Origin of the sequence: Dickeya parazeae Ech586 (genome assembly GCF_000025065.1) — a bacterium.
Classification (GTDB): domain Bacteria; phylum Pseudomonadota; class Gammaproteobacteria; order Enterobacterales; family Enterobacteriaceae; genus Dickeya; species Dickeya zeae.
The window spans coordinates 4,129,072-4,145,531 of record NC_013592.1 but is presented as its reverse complement, the minus strand read 5'-3'; the positions used below and the strand labels follow the sequence as shown (position 1 = coordinate 4,145,531).

General features: G+C 53.1%; 13 protein-coding genes. 10 read left to right on the top strand and 3 right to left on the bottom strand.

What is annotated here, in order from left to right:
• Positions 1 to 299: 299 nt before the first annotated feature.
• From epd to DD586_RS17980, 6 genes are all read left to right on the top strand, one after another.
• Positions 300 to 1,316 carry an erythrose-4-phosphate dehydrogenase gene (gene epd / locus DD586_RS18005; protein WP_012886252.1) on the top strand — a complete coding sequence of 339 codons (1,017 nt, stop codon included), beginning with the start codon at positions 300 to 302 and terminating at the stop codon, positions 1,314 to 1,316.
• A gap of 67 nt (positions 1,317 to 1,383) precedes the next feature.
• Positions 1,384 to 2,547, top strand: a complete 1,164-nt coding sequence (pgk, locus tag DD586_RS18000; RefSeq protein ID WP_012886251.1) for a phosphoglycerate kinase — start codon at positions 1,384 to 1,386, stop codon at positions 2,545 to 2,547.
• Positions 2,548 to 2,735: 188 nt separating this feature from the next.
• A complete protein-coding gene (fbaA, locus tag DD586_RS17995; RefSeq protein WP_012886250.1) occupies positions 2,736 to 3,812 on the top strand; it encodes a class II fructose-bisphosphate aldolase in 1,077 nt (358 codons plus the stop codon).
• A 132-nt stretch (positions 3,813 to 3,944) separates the two neighbouring features.
• The gene (gene mscS, locus DD586_RS17990; protein WP_012886249.1) at positions 3,945 to 4,826 is read left to right on the top strand and encodes a small-conductance mechanosensitive channel MscS; all 882 of its coding nucleotides are present in this window, start codon (positions 3,945 to 3,947) and stop codon (positions 4,824 to 4,826) included.
• Between the two features lie 167 nt (positions 4,827 to 4,993).
• Positions 4,994 to 5,797: an IclR family transcriptional regulator gene (locus DD586_RS17985; protein ID WP_228669798.1), complete on the top strand. Its 804-nt coding sequence runs from the start codon at positions 4,994 to 4,996 to the stop codon at positions 5,795 to 5,797.
• Between the two features lie 148 nt (positions 5,798 to 5,945).
• Positions 5,946 to 6,668, top strand: coding sequence for an oxidative stress defense protein (locus tag DD586_RS17980; RefSeq protein ID WP_012886247.1), 723 nt, complete (start codon positions 5,946 to 5,948; stop codon positions 6,666 to 6,668).
• A gap of 32 nt (positions 6,669 to 6,700) precedes the next feature.
• On the opposite strand, the gene DD586_RS17975 is transcribed toward DD586_RS17980, so the two are convergent.
• Complete coding sequence (locus DD586_RS17975) at positions 6,701 to 7,594, bottom strand: LysR family transcriptional regulator ArgP (protein ID WP_012886246.1); 894 nt, start codon at positions 7,592 to 7,594, stop codon at positions 6,701 to 6,703.
• A 196-nt stretch (positions 7,595 to 7,790) separates the two neighbouring features.
• On the opposite strand from DD586_RS17975, the gene rpiA reads away from it, so the two are divergent.
• Together rpiA and serA are read left to right on the top strand one after the other, a co-directional pair.
• Complete coding sequence (gene rpiA, locus DD586_RS17970; protein WP_012886245.1) at positions 7,791 to 8,453, top strand: ribose-5-phosphate isomerase RpiA; 663 nt, start codon at positions 7,791 to 7,793, stop codon at positions 8,451 to 8,453.
• Between the two features lie 369 nt (positions 8,454 to 8,822).
• Positions 8,823 to 10,055, top strand: coding sequence for a phosphoglycerate dehydrogenase (gene serA, locus DD586_RS17965; RefSeq protein WP_012886244.1), 1,233 nt, complete (start codon positions 8,823 to 8,825; stop codon positions 10,053 to 10,055).
• A 106-nt stretch (positions 10,056 to 10,161) separates the two neighbouring features.
• On the opposite strand, the gene DD586_RS17960 is transcribed toward serA, so the two are convergent.
• Positions 10,162 to 11,163 carry a zinc-binding alcohol dehydrogenase family protein gene (locus DD586_RS17960; protein ID WP_012886243.1) on the bottom strand — a complete coding sequence of 334 codons (1,002 nt, stop codon included), beginning with the start codon at positions 11,161 to 11,163 and terminating at the stop codon, positions 10,162 to 10,164.
• Positions 11,164 to 11,273: 110 nt separating this feature from the next.
• On the opposite strand from DD586_RS17960, the gene DD586_RS17955 reads away from it, so the two are divergent.
• Both DD586_RS17955 and DD586_RS17950 read left to right on the top strand, forming a co-directional pair.
• Positions 11,274 to 12,170, top strand: coding sequence for a LysR family transcriptional regulator (locus tag DD586_RS17955; RefSeq protein WP_012886242.1), 897 nt, complete (start codon positions 11,274 to 11,276; stop codon positions 12,168 to 12,170).
• 477 nt (positions 12,171 to 12,647) lie between these two features.
• Positions 12,648 to 14,354 (top strand): methyl-accepting chemotaxis protein, encoded by a 1,707-nt coding sequence (locus DD586_RS17950; protein WP_012886241.1) that lies wholly within the window; start codon positions 12,648 to 12,650, stop codon positions 14,352 to 14,354.
• A gap of 141 nt (positions 14,355 to 14,495) precedes the next feature.
• On the opposite strand, the gene ettA is transcribed toward DD586_RS17950, so the two are convergent.
• A complete protein-coding gene (ettA, locus tag DD586_RS17945; protein WP_012886240.1) occupies positions 14,496 to 16,160 on the bottom strand; it encodes an energy-dependent translational throttle protein EttA in 1,665 nt (554 codons plus the stop codon).
• Positions 16,161 to 16,460: the final 300 nt, after the last annotated feature.

The following is a 16,460-nucleotide window of genomic DNA, read 5'->3' as shown; positions in this document are numbered from 1 at the left end:
GTCTCCCGGCCTTTTTTGATCCTGCTAGTCTTGGGATAACACACTGGTTGAACAAACTGTGCGGTAATTATTTGACGCGGATCACTCTTCTGGTATCCGCCCTGCCGCCATATTTCTTTTGCCAGGCAATTCGTTTATGCTAGCTGAAGCGTTTCAGTTGTTGGTGTGACAGCGTTTGACTACAAGGTTATACAGCGGTTTTACGTGGTGACATGTCCTGTGCAACAAGCGGTTTATTCCTGGTGGCTTACTGATTATCCTATAACGCGCAATGCTTTTATCACTACACAGGGAATTTCATGACAATCCGTATTGCGATAAATGGCTTTGGTCGTATAGGTCGCAGTGTTCTGCGTGCGTTGTATGAATCCGGTCGGCGAGCCGAAATCACGGTGGTGGCGATTAATGAGCTGGCTAATGCCGAAGGGATTGCCCATCTGCTCAAGTACGATAGCAGCCATGGCCGTTTTTCGTGGGATGTCCGTCAGGAGTGCGATCGTTTATCGGTAGGGGATGACACCATTCGCCTGTTGCATGAGCCAGATCTCCGTTCTCTGCCGTGGGGCGAGCTGGGTGTTGATATCGTGCTGGATTGCAGCGGTGTGTACGGCAGCCGCGCCGATGGTGAAGCCCATCTGGCGGCAGGCGCGAAAAAAGTGCTGTTTTCCCACCCCGGAGCGCCGGATCTTGATGCCACCATTGTGTATGGCGTTAATCATCAGGATCTGCATTTGGCTCACCGTCTGGTATCCAACGCCTCCTGCACCACCAACTGTATTATTCCGATTATTAAACTGCTGGACGATGCGTATAGCATCGAGAGCGGTACCGTGACGACGATCCATGCGTCGATGAACGACCAGCCGGTGATCGATGCGTATCACCATGACCTGCGGCGTACCCGTGCTGCCAGTCAGTCGATCATCCCGGTGGACACCAAACTGGCGGTGGGGATTACCCGTTTCTTTCCGAAATTCGAAGACCGCTTTGAGGCGATTTCGGTGCGGGTGCCGACTATCAATGTCACGGCGATTGATCTTAGCGTCAGCGTGAAAAACGCGGTAAACGTAAGTGAAATCAATACGCTGTTTCGCCAGTCAGCGCAGAATACATTTCGTGGTATAGTTGATTATACCGATTTGCCGTTGGTCTCAGTGGATTTCAACCACGACCCGCATAGCGCGATAGTGGATGGGACGCAAACCCGGGTCAGCGGAGGACATCTGATCAAAACACTGGTCTGGTGCGATAACGAATGGGGCTTTGCCAATCGGATGTTGGATACAACATGGGCGATGGCGGCCTGCGGTTTCTGATAGGCGGTGCCGGGGAACCGACACCTCACTCAAGCAACTTTAAAGAGAATCAACAAGAGGATTCACCATGGCTGTAATTAAGATGACCGACCTGGATTTGGCTGGCAAACGCGTGCTGATCCGTGCGGATCTGAACGTGCCGGTTAAAGATGGCAAAGTGACGTCTGACGCCCGCATCCGCGCATCCCTGCCGACCATTGAAATCGCCCTGAAGCAGGGTGCCCGTGTGATGGTGACATCCCATCTGGGCCGCCCGACCGAAGGCGAGTACAACGAAGAATTCTCCCTGCTGCCGGTAGTGAACTACCTGAAAGATCATCTGTCTGCACCGGTACGTCTGGCGAAAGATTACCTGGACGGCGTTGATGTGGCCGAAGGTGAGTTGGTCGTGCTGGAAAACGTCCGTTTCAACAAGGGCGAGAAGAAAGACGACGAAGTGCTGTCCAAAAAATACGCCGCGCTGTGCGACGTGTTTGTGATGGATGCGTTCGGTACCGCACACCGCGCGCAGGCGTCAACTCACGGTGTTGGCAAATTCTCACCGATCGCCTGTGCTGGCCCGCTGCTGTCCAATGAACTGGAAGCGTTGGGTAAAGCACTGGGTAACCCGGCTCGCCCGATGGTGGCTATCGTCGGTGGTTCCAAAGTGTCTACCAAACTGACGGTGCTGGATTCACTGTCTAAAATTGCTGACCAGCTGATCGTTGGTGGCGGTATCGCCAATACCTTCGTTGCCGCTCAAGGCCATAACGTCGGTAAATCGCTGTACGAAGCGGAACTGATTCCGGAAGCGAAAAAACTGCTGGAAACCTGCGATATTCCGGTACCGAGCGATGTCCGTGTTGCAACAGAATTCTCCGAAACTGCCAGCGCGACATTGAAATCCGTGGCCGCCATTAAAGATGATGAACAGATTCTGGACCTGGGCGACGTTTCTGCCGAACGTCTGGCTGACATCCTGAAAAATGCCAAGACGATTCTGTGGAATGGCCCGGTTGGTGTATTCGAATTCCCGAACTTCCGTAAAGGGACGGAGATTGTGGCGAATGCGATTGCCAACAGTGATGCATTCTCTATCGCAGGCGGCGGTGATACGTTGGCAGCAATCGATCTGTTCGGCATTGCCGACAAGATCTCCTATATTTCTACCGGTGGCGGTGCCTTCCTGGAGTTCGTAGAAGGCAAAAAACTGCCGGCAGTGGTGATGCTGGAAGAACGCGCACGTCAGTAAGCGTTTTTCATCAGTCAGTGGCGGCGGGACGATCCCGCGCCCCGGTTAGCCTGGTCACGGCCGGGCTAACCCGCAGCAATATCAGCAGTAATGAATGGTGGTCACGTCGGTAGTCGCCGTATTACCGACGATATGCAGTAACAGACAAATCTCTAACCCTCCACGGCCAACGAAACAGGACACGTGACATGTCTAAAATTTTTGATTTCGTAAAACCTGGTGTCATCACTGGTGATGACGTTCAGAAAGTATTCGCTATTGCCAAAGAAAATCACTTTGCACTACCGGCGGTTAACTGTGTCGGTACCGACTCTATTAACGCCGTGCTTGAAGCCGCAGCCAAAGTACGCGCGCCGGTGATCGTTCAGTTCTCCAACGGCGGTGCTGCATTTACTGCTGGTAAAGGGCTGAAAGCTGAAGGTCAGCAGGCGGCAATTCTGGGTGCGATTTCTGGCGCTCATCATGTACACCAGATGGCTGAGCACTATGGTATTCCGGTGATTTTGCACACCGACCATTGCGCGAAGAAACTGCTGCCATGGCTTGACGGTCTGCTGGATGCTGGTGAGAAGCACTACGCCGCGACCGGTAAACCGCTGTTCTCTTCCCACATGATCGACCTGTCTGAAGAATCACTGGAAGAAAACATCGAGATTTGCAGCAAGTATCTGGCACGTATGGCCAAACTGGACATGACGCTTGAAATCGAACTGGGCTGCACCGGTGGTGAAGAAGACGGCGTGGACAATAGCCATCTGGACAACTCTGCGCTGTATACCCAGCCGGAAGATGTGGCATATGCTTACGAAAAATTGAACGCTATCAGCCCTCGTTTCACCATCGCGGCCTCTTTCGGTAACGTACACGGCGTGTATAAGCCGGGTAACGTGCAACTGACGCCGAAAATCCTGCGTAACTCTCAGGAATATGTCTCCAAGAAATTCAACCTGCCGCATAACAGCCTGGACTTCGTGTTCCACGGCGGTTCTGGTTCTTCCGCCGCAGAAATCGCCGAAGCAGTCAGCTACGGTGTGGTGAAGATGAATATCGATACCGACACCCAGTGGGCGACCTGGGAAGGCATCCTGAATTACTACAAGAAAAACGAAGGCTATCTGCAGGGCCAACTGGGTAACCCGGAAGGCGACGACAAGCCGAACAAGAAATACTATGACCCGCGTGCTTGGCTGCGTGCCGGTCAGGTGACCATGGTGGCGCGTCTGGAACAAGCGTTTAAAGAACTGAACGCGGTTGACGTACTGTAAATTATCGAGCCGGTTGTCATTCTTAAACGGCCGGTTATGATTTTTACACAGATAGTTTGACTAAGGCTCCTACGGGAGCCTTAATTTTATCTGCATACCGATAATGCAAATGACGCTAACAGGAGCGAACAAATGGAAGAACTCAACGTAGCTGAAAGCATGGGACGCCTGCAGAGCTGGCTGGTGAATAATCAACATATCCTGTTGCAGTATGCAGTGAATGTCGTCGCCTCCCTGATGATTTTGTGTGTTGGGATGCTGGTTGCCCGTATGATGGCGAACACGCTAAACCGACTGATGGTCACTCGTGGTATTGACGTCACGGTGGCAGACTTTTTGTCTGCACTGGTGCGCTACGGCATTATCGCTTTCACACTGATAGCGGCGCTAAGTCGGGTAGGTGTGCAAACCACATCGGTCATTGCGGTGTTGGGTGCCGCCGGTCTGGCGGTTGGTCTGGCTTTACAAGGTTCACTGTCGAACTTTGCTGCTGGGGTACTGTTGGTGATGTTCCGGCCGTTTCGCACCGGGGAGTCGGTAGATTTGGGCGGCATTGCGGGCACGGTCACTCAGGTGCAAATTTTTTCCACCACGCTGCTGACGGCCGACGGCAAAGTCATCGTGGTGCCAAATGGCAAAATTATCGCAGGGAATATTATCAACAGTTCCCGTGAGCCGAATCGTCGTACTGAAATTATTGTCGGCGTGGCCTATGACGCGGATATCGATGTGGTGAAAAATGTGCTGGGCGCTATCGTCGCGGCGGATAACCGTATCCTGCATGATAACGGCGTTACTATTCGGCTCAATGAGATGGGGCCGTCTTCGCTTAACTTTGTGGTACGGGTGTGGACCAGTAATGGCGACGCAGCAGCCGTGTATTGGGACCTGCTGGAGAATTTCAAACGGGCGTTGGATGAGCATCGTATCGGTATTCCGTATCCACAGATGGATGTGCATTTGCACCATACGCCTTCAGCGCAGACGGGGTCGCAGGGCGCGCCGACACTGTAGTTTTTTATGTGGATTCATGCCTGCGGCTGTTATCCGTAGCGGCGCGCAGGCGATTTCCTCTATTGCATCGCATAACATGCTGTTTCATGATGGTCTTTGTCCTGGCAGAGGTTGATGTCCTGACAGGCGTAATGAGAGGAAGATCAGACGTGATAAATGAACATAGCATTGATGACGAGGGGAAGGCGGAAAAGCCGCTGGGAAGTCAAAGCCTGTTTCGCGGTTTACAGTTGATCGAAATACTCAGCGACTATCCCAACGGGTGCCCGTTGGCGCGGATTGCCGAGTTGTCCGGCATGAATAAAAGCACCGTCCATCGCTTGTTGCAAGGGCTGGCCGGGTGTGGTTACGTGGTGCCTGCACGTCAGCCAGGCAGTTATCGACTGACCACCAAGTTTATCGCTATCGGCCAGAAGGCGCTCTCGTCGTTGAATGTGTTGCACGTAGCGGCACCGCACCTGGAGGCGTTGAACCTGACGGTAGGTGAGACTGTTAACTTCTCAACGCGTGAAGATGACCACGCGATTCTGATTTATAAGCTGGAACCGACTACCGGCATGATGCGTACCCGCGCTTACATCGGCCAGCATATGCCTTTGCACAGTTCGGCGATGGGTAAGATTTTCATGGCCTACGGCGCAGAGGACTACCCCGCAGAATACTGGCGGACCCATCAAAACACTATTTGTCCTTTGACTGACAACACCATCGTTGAGCTTCCCGCCATGCAACAGGAACTGGCGGAAATTCGCCGCCAGGGGTTGGCGATGGACCGGGAAGAGAATGAATTGGGGGTTTCCTGTATTTCTGCGCCGGTGTTTGATATTCAGCACCGGGTGGCCTATGCCGTTTCCATTTCGCTGTCGATGGCGCGTCTGCAACAAATAGGGATTGATACGCTGGTTGACCCCTTACGGGAAACCGCCCGCACTATTTCCCTTGAGTTAGGATTTACACCGCCTGCGGCGTAAGCGGGCGTTTGGCATTGTGTTTCGCGATGCGTAGCCGGTATTCGAGTATTCATCTATCCAGACATTCACCTATTCAGACATTCGCCTATAGTGAATAAAGCCTGCCCCAGGTAGGCTTCGTCATTCATTCACGCGCAAAGGAGATACTGTGAAGCTGAACGTTCTGGTTTTGACTATGCTGCTCGGTTTGTCGTCACTGACGGCACAGGCCGGTAATGAGTTGCCCAGTGGGCCACACATTGTGACTTCCGGCACGGCGAGTGTGGATGCAACGCCGGATATCGCCCGGCTGGCGATAGAAGTTAGCGTGTCCTCCAAAGACGTGTCCGACGCCAAAAAGCAGGTGGATGATCGTGTCGCGCAATACTTTGCTTTTCTGGATAAAAACGGTATCGATAAGAAAGATATCAACGCGGCCAATTTGCGCACTCAACCGGAGTACGATTACCTGAAGAATGGCGGCTCGGTCTTGAAAGGATACCGTGCGGTGCGGCAGGTGGAAGTGACGTTGCGTCAGTTGGATAAGCTCAATGAACTGCTGGATGGTGCACTCAAATCGGGTCTTAACGAGATCCGGGCGGTGGAGTTGGGGGTGTCTAACCCGGATACCTACCGCGAACAGGCGCGTAAAAAAGCGATAGAGCAGGCGACATTACAGGCGCAGTCGTTAGCCTCTGGGTTTAACGCCACGTTGGGGCCGGTTTACAGCATTCGCTATCACGTTGCCAACTACCAGCCGATACCGGCCGCGCGTATGTTCAAAACCACCAATATGGCGGCGCAGAGCGAGGTGTCGCAAACGTATGAACAACAGACTATCCACTTTGATGATCAGGTGGATGTGGTGTTTGAATTACAGCGAGCGCCTTGAGGGCGCCGCGTAAGTGAGTCTGCCTGATGAATTCAGGATTGACGCAGAACCTGGCGTCCGTGCGTGAGCAGGGCGTCGGTCACATGTCGCATCATTCTGCTTTCCGGCGCGAAACGATGCCAGTACAGCATACGGCGCTGGCATAGCCCCGGTGTCAGGTCGATAAGTTCGCCGTTCGCCAGTTCACGTTCGATCTGCAAATGGGGGATCATACAGCAGGTCGTGCCCTGACGAGCGAGCTGTACGAAGGCTTCAGATGAGTTAACGATGTGGCAGGGTACGCTACCCGGCGGCAGGTCGAAGTTTTGCTGCAAAAATGCCTGATGCATATCGTCCAGATGGTCGAACGCCACCACTGGCGCACGCAGCAGCGCAGAACGCGTTACCCCGTTAGGGAAGTAGCGATTGGCGAAGCCTGGCGAGGCGACGAACAGATAGTCCAGCGCGCCCAGCTTATCCACCAGACAGCTTGGCAGCGGCTGCGGCTGAATACTCACGGCCCCCACTACTTCACCCCGGCGTAGGCGCTCCTGGGTTCGGGTTTCATCTTCCACCTGCAAATTTAACCTGATGGGGGAGTCCACCAGCACAGGTTGCAGGGCGGGTAAAAGCCAGGTCGCCAGACTGTCGGCGTTGACCGCCAGAGACAGCAAAAGCGGGGTTTCATTGCTGTTTTCGTTGCCCAGCCACTCTTCTTCCAGTAATTCCACCTGATGCAATAAGGCCAGCAACTTCTGCCCTTGCTCGGTCGGGCGCGGTGGAATTGTTCTTACCAGTAGCGGCTGGCCAAACAGATTCTCCAGCTGTTTGATGCGTTGTGAGACGGCGGACTGCGTAATACAGAGTTTTTGTGCGGCGCGCTCAAAGCCACGCTCACGGATCACGGCGTCCAGCGCCTGAAGCGTGCGATAGTCCGGGCGTTTCATGAAGGTGAAGATTCCTTTGCGTAAAAACTATATTTGGCAATATGCCACATTTTTGTGAGGTATCGCCGAAAAAAATCGCCCAGCCTGCCGCCGTGAGACCGAAATATTACCGTACCCGACAGGCAAGGCTCTCCTTTTGACTATGGCATGCCCTATAATACGCACACGTTTTCGTAGCTACAGGCATAAGCACATCATGACGCAGGATGAACTGAAAAAAGCCGTTGGTTGGGCCGCACTCGATTATGTTCGCCCCGGTACTATCGTTGGCGTGGGAACCGGCTCTACCGCCGCGCACTTTATTGACGCACTGGGGTCTATCAAGCATCAAATTGAAGGCGCGGTTTCAAGCTCTGACGCTTCTACCGCCAAGCTCAAAAGTCTGGGGATTCCGGTTTTTGACTGTAATGACGTGGATGTGCTTGATGTCTACGTCGACGGCGCTGATGAAATCAACCCACACATGCAGATGATCAAAGGTGGCGGTGCCGCATTGACCCGCGAAAAAATCGTGGCGGCGATCGCGCGTCAGTTTGTGTGTATCGTCGATGCGTCCAAACAGGTTGATGTGCTGGGGCGTTTCCCGTTGCCGGTGGAAGTTATCCCGATGGCGCGCGCTTATGTGGCCCGTGAGCTGGTCAAACTGGGTGGTCAGCCGGTGTATCGTGATGGGGTTATCACAGACAACGGCAACATTATTCTGGATGTGCACAATATGGATCTGTCGGATGCGGTGGCGATGGAAAACTGCATCAATAATCTGGCTGGCGTGGTAACGGTGGGGTTGTTTGCGAACCGCGGTGCGGATGTCGCGCTGGTGGGGACCGCCGACGGGGTGAAAACCGTTCGCCTGAAATAAATTATTCCTGAAATAACCCATGTTGGAAACAACAGTGTCATTGAAATAATGCCATTGAAATCGTGCCATGTTGTTATCTCTCGCAGAGGTCCGGCCACGCTAACGGTGGCCGGATTTTTTTATCTAAAAAATCCGACTTTCTCTAACGGCTCATTTTTGGTACTTAATATCAGTTTTTCTTATTTCGCATCATCCCTGTCTGGTCTTGCTGAGGGTTGGCAGTATTTTTTGCCATGAAATCACCGACGGGTGGGAGTAAGAAAAAACGCGAAGGCAATCGTTTGTATTGCCGCCTGCGTATTTTTTGTTATGTTTGCACAGACCGGTTTGCAAACCGTCATATCTGAAGTCTGAAAATAAGGTCGGGAAATGGCAAAGGTATCACTGGAAAAAGACAAGATTAAGTTCCTGCTGCTGGAGGGGGTACACCCGAATGCGCTGGAGAATCTGCGTGCTGCAGGTTACACCAATATTGAATACCATAAAGGGGCGCTTGACCCGGAAGCGCTGAAAGCGTCGATTCGTGACGCGCACTTTGTGGGGATTCGATCGCGTACGCATCTGACGGAAGACGTTTTCGCAGCTGCTGAGAAACTGGTGGCAGTGGGTTGCTTTTGTATCGGCACAAATCAGGTTGAACTGTCGGCTGCGACCAAACGTGGCATCCCGGTCTTCAATGCACCTTTTTCCAATACCCGCTCCGTAGCCGAAATGGTTATCGGTGAACTGCTGCTGCTGCTGCGTGGCATTCCGACTGCTAACGCTAAAGCACATCGTGGTATCTGGCACAAACAGGCGGTTGGCTGCTTTGAGGCTCGCGGTAAGAAGCTTGGTATCATTGGTTATGGTCACATCGGTACCCAGCTTGGGATCCTGGCTGAAAGCCTGGGGATGCATGTCTATTTCTACGATATCGAAAGCAAATTGCCGTTGGGGAATGCCCAGCAGGTTCGTCATTTGTCCGAACTGCTGAATATGAGCGATGTGGTCAGTCTGCATGTGCCGGAAACCGACAGTACCCAGAATATGATTGGCGCCAACGAACTGGCGTTGATGAAGCCGGGTTCGATTTTGATCAACGCATCACGCGGTACCGTGGTCGATATTCCGGCATTGAGTGACGCTCTTGCCAACAAGCACCTCTCTGGTGCCGCTATCGACGTATTCCCGCAGGAACCGGCAACCAACAGCGACCCGTTCCTGTCGCCGCTGTGCGAATTTGATAACGTGATTCTGACGCCGCATATCGGGGGCTCAACGGAAGAAGCGCAGGAGAACATTGGTATCGAGGTTGCCGGGAAACTGGTGAAATACTCTGATAACGGTTCTACCTTGTCTGCTGTCAACTTCCCGGAAGTGTCGTTGCCGACGCACAGTGATCGCGCCAGCCGTCTGCTGCACATTCATGAAAACCGCCCGGGTATCATGACGCAGATTAACAACATCTTTGCTGAGCAGGGTATCAACATTGCAGCACAGTATCTGCAGACCAGCCCGACAATCGGTTATGTGGTTATCGATGTGGAAACGGACGGGGCAGACACCGCGCTGCAACTGATGAAATCTATCCCCGGCACCATTCGTGCCCGCCTGCTGTACTAAGCGGCGAATAGCCGGTCGGTGGTCGCCGATCGGTTCGACGAAAAACGTCAAAGCCAGCCCGTTGGGCTGGCTTTTTTATGCCGGCGCTTTCACTGGTGATGTTCACTCACAGTGTAATGACGAGCTTACCGCGCATATGACCATTCAGTATGGCTTCGTGGGCCTGTTTTAGCGTTTCAGGCGTTAATCCGTTCAGGGTCTGGCTCAGCGTGCCTTGCAAGAGACCGTTATCCACCTGTTGCGCCACCTCACGCAGAATTTCTCCCTGACGGGCCATATCCGGTGTGGTAAACATGCTGCGGGTAAACATGAATTCCCAGTGCAGTGCAGCGCTTTTTAATTTCAGTGCGTTTTGATCTAAAGGACGGGTGTTTTCCACGATGGTACAGATATGTCCCAGCGGGGCGATTAACTGGCTAATGGCATCCCAGTGGCCGTCAGTGTCATTCAGGCAGAAAATGTAATCCACGTGCTCAATATTCTGCTTTTTCAGATCATCAGCCAGATGGCGATAATCCACCACCATATCTGCGCCACGGTCGCGGCACCATTGTGCAGAGTCGGGACGAGACGCCGTCGCGATGACGGTCACCTCGCTGCGTTGGGCTGCCAGTGAAATCGCCAGTGAGCCGACGCCGCCAGCGCCGCCGATAATCAACAGCGTTTTACCTTTAGCCGCATTCTGAATGTTCAGATGCTCAAATAGCCCTTCCCAGGCGGTCAGCGCTGTCAGCGGCAAGGCGGCGGCTTCAGCCCAGTTCAGTGACGCGGGCTTGTGTGCGACGATGCGGGCATCGACTAACTGATGGGTGCTGTTACTGCCCGGGCGCGTGATATCACCGGCATACCAGACTTCATCTCCAACGTTGACGTTACTGACACCTGAGCCGGTTTTTATCACGACACCACTGGCATCCCAGCCAAGAATACGTGGGTGTTGCAGACCATTTCGGCGTAATCCTGCGTGTACTTTGGTATCTACCGGATTAACCGACACCGCTTTTACGGCTACCAGCAGGTCATGCTCGCCGGGCTGTGGTAATTCGGTCGTGATTTCTACGAAATTGTCAGGAGAACTGGGGTCAACGGCGATTGCTTTTACTGTCATGATCAATGTTTCCATCGTTGCATGTTGGGTGTAACGACAGTGTAGAACCTGTCGATAGTACTGATAAGATGGACAATCACTAACGACGTGTTCGACGGAGAAGAACAATCATGTTCAGACAATTGCAGGATATGGCGCTGTTCGCCCTGGTGGCTGAATGCGGCAGTTTTACCGAAGCGGCCAGACAAGCTGGTATGGCCAAATCGAGCCTCAGTTTACGCGTCAGTCAATTAGAGCAGTCTCTGGGGTTGCGGTTGTTCAATCGAACGACTCGCAAGCTGAACCTCACCTTTGCGGGTGAACGCTATCTGGTGCATTGTCAGGAGATGCGCCAGGCGAGCGAGCGCGCTGAGATGGCGATGCAACACTTACGCGATAAACCCAGTGGGCGTTTGCGAATAACCAGCCCGGCCGGATTGGGGGCGACGTTGCTGGCGCGTTTGACCGTCGAGTTTCAGTCTCGCTTTCCGGCGGTGTCACTGGAGATCGTAGTGGCTGATCGGGTCATTGATCTTGTGGAGGAAGGGTTTGATGCCGCGTTGCGTACCGGTAAACCACAGGATTCTTCCCTGATTGGGCGTTCTCTGGGACAGGTGCCGCATTATCTGGTGGCTTCCTACGCCTATCTGGCGGCATTGCCGCCGATTACACACCCGCGTGAGCTGCAAGCGCACCGGTGTATTGCGCACCGCGCCTGGCCGGAATGGGGATTTCGCCGTGAAGCGGAGTATTTTCTCTGGCGGTTGCCGCAATCACACATTACCGACAATCTGCTGTATGCGCGTGCTTGTGTACTGGCGGATGGTGGAATTACGTTGTTACCGGCATTTTTGTGCCGTGAACAGATAGATAGCGGGGAGTTGGTTTGTCTTTTGTCGGAATGGCAGGCAGATACCAACGATCTCTATTTGATTTATCCTGGGCGCAAGTTGAACTCCCCCGCGCTGAATAGCTTTATTGATTTTGCACTGAGCTTTGACGCGTTGTGCGATTATTCTTCACGGTAAACCATGCTGTTTTCTCACGAGGTACAAGAAGTCCGGTAGAAGTACAGTAGGGCAACGTACCCTGCAAAGGCTTGCTTCTGCCTGTCAATTATCGTCAGGTTATCAGCGTACGGGCTGCAAATCCTCGTTTGCCATCTTTTGTATTTTCCCCTGCAAAGGCTAATTTTCGGTTGATATCCCCGCCTGATATATGATGACTTCATCATAGAAAAGGAACCTGAGTGTTTCTATTTACCACTTATCAACAGAGCATGCTACAGTCGTCACGGTTTTTCTTTTTTAAAGAAACAACAATACAATTAAAATAAAATGTCGTTTTGTTTTGCGCTTGGGAGTGACGTTTGTTGCCTTACCGGACGCTGATGTGGCAGCAGCCGGTGTATGCCAAGGAGTACTAAATGGCGCAAAGCTATACGTGCTTCTGCTGTTGAGACAGTGGAAGTGTTCAGCATCTTGTAGTGAAAGTGAGAAATCGGAATGGCAGAACAAAAAGGAAATATTTCTTCGATAAATAACATTCGTCTTGTGACGCTGTTTATTACCCTGTTAACCATTATTCTGGTTCTGTTTGCTCTCTCAATTGGTACTGCCAGTTATTTTCTCAAACAGAGTAATGCCTCTCTGGAGCGGGCTAATCTGGTTTCCGATATCCGGGCTGGGGTCAGCAGCAGCATGGACCAACTGCGTGTTTCCCGTCAGTTGCTGGTTCAGGCCGTGGCATCGTCGCGTATCGGTGATACTGAGGCTTACAAACAGGCCTTTACCGAAGGTCTGGATCGCATCAAAAGCTCACAGAAGCGCTTTGATGAGTATATGGCGCGAACTGACAAATCCGCACAAGAGACATCCCTGGATTCTGAGTTGAGCGCCAACTATACCGCCTATCGTGACAAGATAATGCTGCCGATGGTGGAGTTTGTGCGTAACGGTGAATTCGAAAACACCATTGAACTGGAAACGACGCTGGCTCGCCAGTTGGATACGAATTATGCCCTTCAGGTGCGAAAAGAAGTGAAGTACCTGACAGATCACGCAAACAGTATTAATGCGCAGGCGTCTGCTAACGCCCGTCTGGGGAATATCCTGATGGGGGCGTCGTTTATTTTAGCGATTCTGCTGGCCGCACTGACGTATCTGGTCATCCGTCGGGCGATTTTGGTACCGGTTAATGTGCTGATTGCCCGTATCCAGAAAATTGCTCAGGGTGATCTGACCCAACCGGCTGAAAATCTGGGACGCAACGAAATCGGTATTCTGGGGCAAAACCTGCAGCACATGCAGGAGTCGTTGACCAATACCGTGACGGTCGTTCGCGAAGGTGCCGATTCTATCTATCAGGGCGCGTCGGAAATTAGCGCGGGCAACGTCGACCTTTCTTCCCGTACGGAGCAACAGGCGGCGGCGCTGGAGCAGACGGCAGCCAGCATGGAAGAGCTGACTTCCACCGTGAAGCAGAACTCCGATAACGCCAACCATGCCAGCCAACTGGCACGTAATGCTTCCAGCAAGGCGGAGCAAGGTGGCTCTATTGTTCAGGATGTGGTGAGAACCATGGGCGATATTTCCTCCAGTTCGAGAAAAATATCGGAGATCACCAGTGTTATTAATAGCATCGCTTTCCAGACCAATATTCTGGCGCTGAATGCGGCGGTAGAAGCAGCCCGTGCCGGTGAGCAGGGACGGGGTTTCGCCGTGGTTGCCGGAGAGGTTCGTAGTCTGGCTCAACGCAGCGCGCAGGCAGCGAAAGAGATCGAATCACTGATTGGTGAATCTGGCAAGTTGGTGGATGCGGGGTCCGTTCTGGTGGCAAAAGCGGGTGATACGATGGACGAGATCGTAAAAGCGGTTGTCAGCGTGACGGATATCATGGGTGAAATTGCTTCTGCATCTGATGAGCAAAGTCGTGGCATTGGGCAGGTGAATCAGGCTGTGTTGGAAATGGAAGGCACAACACAGCAAAACGCCTCGTTGGTGCAAGAGGCTTCCGCTGCCGCATCCTCACTGGAATCGCAGGCTGAACGGTTGACCCAGGCGGTCGCAGTCTTCAAGTTGAGTCATCGTCGGGACAGTGACTCAGTTCGTGCATCGTTACCATCCCGGCCGACGTTGCAGGCTATTCCTGCCGTGGCCGCTCTGGGGGCGGGTAAAGGTAGCCGTAGCAATCAGAATTGGGAAACGTTCTGAGGCTTGTCAGGTGTGGCTTAATTCGCCACACCTGATGTTAATTAAGTCAATGCATTCAAATGAAAAGCCCGCCAATCGGCGGGCTTTGTCGTCACAGGAACCGGTTGTGACAGCATAGAGCAGAATAGAAAGGGCGTGGTGTTACGCCATTTTCTTATACTTGATGCGATGTGGTTCCAGCGCCTCTGCACCCAGCGTGCGTTTTTTGTACTCTTCGTATTCCGTGAAGTTACCTTCAAAGAATTCCACCTTACCTTCATCCTGATAGTCGATGATGTGGGTGGCGATACGGTCCAGGAACCAGCGGTCATGGGAAATAACCATAGCGCAGCCAGGGAATTCTAACAGGGCGTTTTCCAGCGCTCGCAGCGTTTCGATGTCCAGATCGTTGGTTGGTTCGTCAAGCAGCAGCATGTTGCCGCCAACCTGCAGCAACTTGGCCAGATGTACACGGCCGCGTTCACCACCGGAGAGCTCTCCGATCCGTTTACCCTGATCGACGCCTTTAAAGTTGAAGCGGCCGACGTAGGCACGGCTTGGGATCTCGAAATTACCGATGCGCATAATATCCTGACCGCCGGAAACTTCTTCCCATACGGTCTTACTGCCGTCCATTTTGTCACGGAACTGATCGACTGACGCCAGTTGAACGGTATCACCCAGTGAAATCGAGCCGGAATCCGGCTGCTCCTGAGCGGACAACATACGGAACAGGGTCGATTTACCGGCGCCGTTGGGGCCGATAATACCGACGATGGAGCCTTTCGGAATGGCGAACGACAGGTTATCAATCAGCACTCGGTCACCGTAAGATTTGGTGAGGTTCTGCACTTCCAGCACTTTGTCGCCAAGGCGAGGGCCTGGTGGAATGAACAGTTCGCTGGTTTCGTTGCGTTTCTGGTATTCGACGCTGTTGAGTTCGTCGAAGCGAGCCAGACGCGCTTTGCCTTTGGCCTGACGACCTTTCGGATTCTGACGCACCCACTCCAGCTCTTTCTCAATGGATTTGCGACGAGCGGCTTCGGTGGAGGCTTCCTGTGCCAGACGCTGGTCTTTCTGTTCCAGCCAGGACGAGTAGTTGCCTTCCCATGGAATCCCTTCGCCGCGGTCCAGCTCCAGAATCCAGCCGGCAACGTTGTCGAGGAAGTAACGGTCATGGGTGATGGCGACAACGGTACCTTCGTAGTCGTGCAGGAAACGCTCCAGCCAGGCGACCGATTCCGCATCCAGGTGGTTGGTGGGTTCGTCGAGCAGCAGCATGTCCGGTTTTTCCAGCAACAGGCGGCAGATGGCGACACGGCGGCGTTCGCCCCCAGAGAGGTTGGCGATTTTCGCTTCCCACGGTGGCAGACGCAGCGCATCAGCGGCTCGCTCTAGCTGATTATCAAGATTATGGCCATCGTGCGCCTGAATAATCGCTTCCAGTTCACCTTGTTCTTTCGCCAGTTTATCGAAGTCAGCTTCTGGGTCGGCATAAGCAGCGTAAACCTCGTCCAGACGAGTCAGCGCGCGTTTCACGTCGCTGACCGCCTCTTCAACTGCTTCGCGGACGGTATATTCCAGATTTAACTGGGGTTCCTGAGGCAGGTAGCCGATTTTTATCCCCGGCTGCGGGCGTGCTTCGCCTTCGATGTCTTTATCAATCCCCGCCATGATACGCAGCAGAGTGGATTTACCCGCACCGTTTAGACCCAGAACGCCGATTTTGGCACCGGGGAAGAAACTAAGGGAGATATTTTTCAGGATATGGCGCTTCGGCGGAACAACCTTACCGACGCGGTGCATGGTGTAAACGTATTGAGCCACGTTGCTCTGAGCCTCTTTCTGTCCAGTTTAGCGTTATGCCATTAAAAGCATGGCGCCTGTAGGGGCATGATACCGGAAGTGCACAAGTGCTCCACCGGCAAAAGGAATTTACTGTTGACGGAGTTTAGCTGTTTTCGCCTCATGATCCCAGCCATCCTGTCACCGTGTTGCCGACTCTGCGAGGCGGCTTCCATCTGGGATGGCATAATCGACGCGGATATCCGCTGAAACTGCGAGCGCTGTTGATAAAAGGGGAAAACGCCGTGAATTTCGTTCTGTTTTAGCGCGCTTTCGGCGTAT

Bases quoted from the DNA above. Each gene is read 5' to 3' on its own strand.
- epd (WP_012886252.1), top strand. From the start codon at position 300: ATGACAATCCGTATTGCGATAAATGGCTTTGGTCGTATAGGTCGCAGT.
- pgk (WP_012886251.1), top strand. From the start codon at position 1,384: ATGGCTGTAATTAAGATGACCGACCTGGATTTGGCTGGCAAACGCGTG.
- fbaA (WP_012886250.1), top strand. From the start codon at position 2,736: ATGTCTAAAATTTTTGATTTCGTAAAACCTGGTGTCATCACTGGTGAT.
- mscS (WP_012886249.1), top strand. From the start codon at position 3,945: ATGGAAGAACTCAACGTAGCTGAAAGCATGGGACGCCTGCAGAGCTGG.
- DD586_RS17975 (WP_012886246.1), bottom strand. From the start codon at position 7,594: ATGAAACGCCCGGACTATCGCACGCTTCAGGCGCTGGACGCCGTGATC.
- rpiA (WP_012886245.1), top strand. From the start codon at position 7,791: ATGACGCAGGATGAACTGAAAAAAGCCGTTGGTTGGGCCGCACTCGAT.
- serA (WP_012886244.1), top strand. From the start codon at position 8,823: ATGGCAAAGGTATCACTGGAAAAAGACAAGATTAAGTTCCTGCTGCTG.
- DD586_RS17960 (WP_012886243.1), bottom strand. From the start codon at position 11,163: ATGACAGTAAAAGCAATCGCCGTTGACCCCAGTTCTCCTGACAATTTC.
- DD586_RS17955 (WP_012886242.1), top strand. From the start codon at position 11,274: ATGTTCAGACAATTGCAGGATATGGCGCTGTTCGCCCTGGTGGCTGAA.
- DD586_RS17950 (WP_012886241.1), top strand. From the start codon at position 12,648: ATGGCAGAACAAAAAGGAAATATTTCTTCGATAAATAACATTCGTCTT.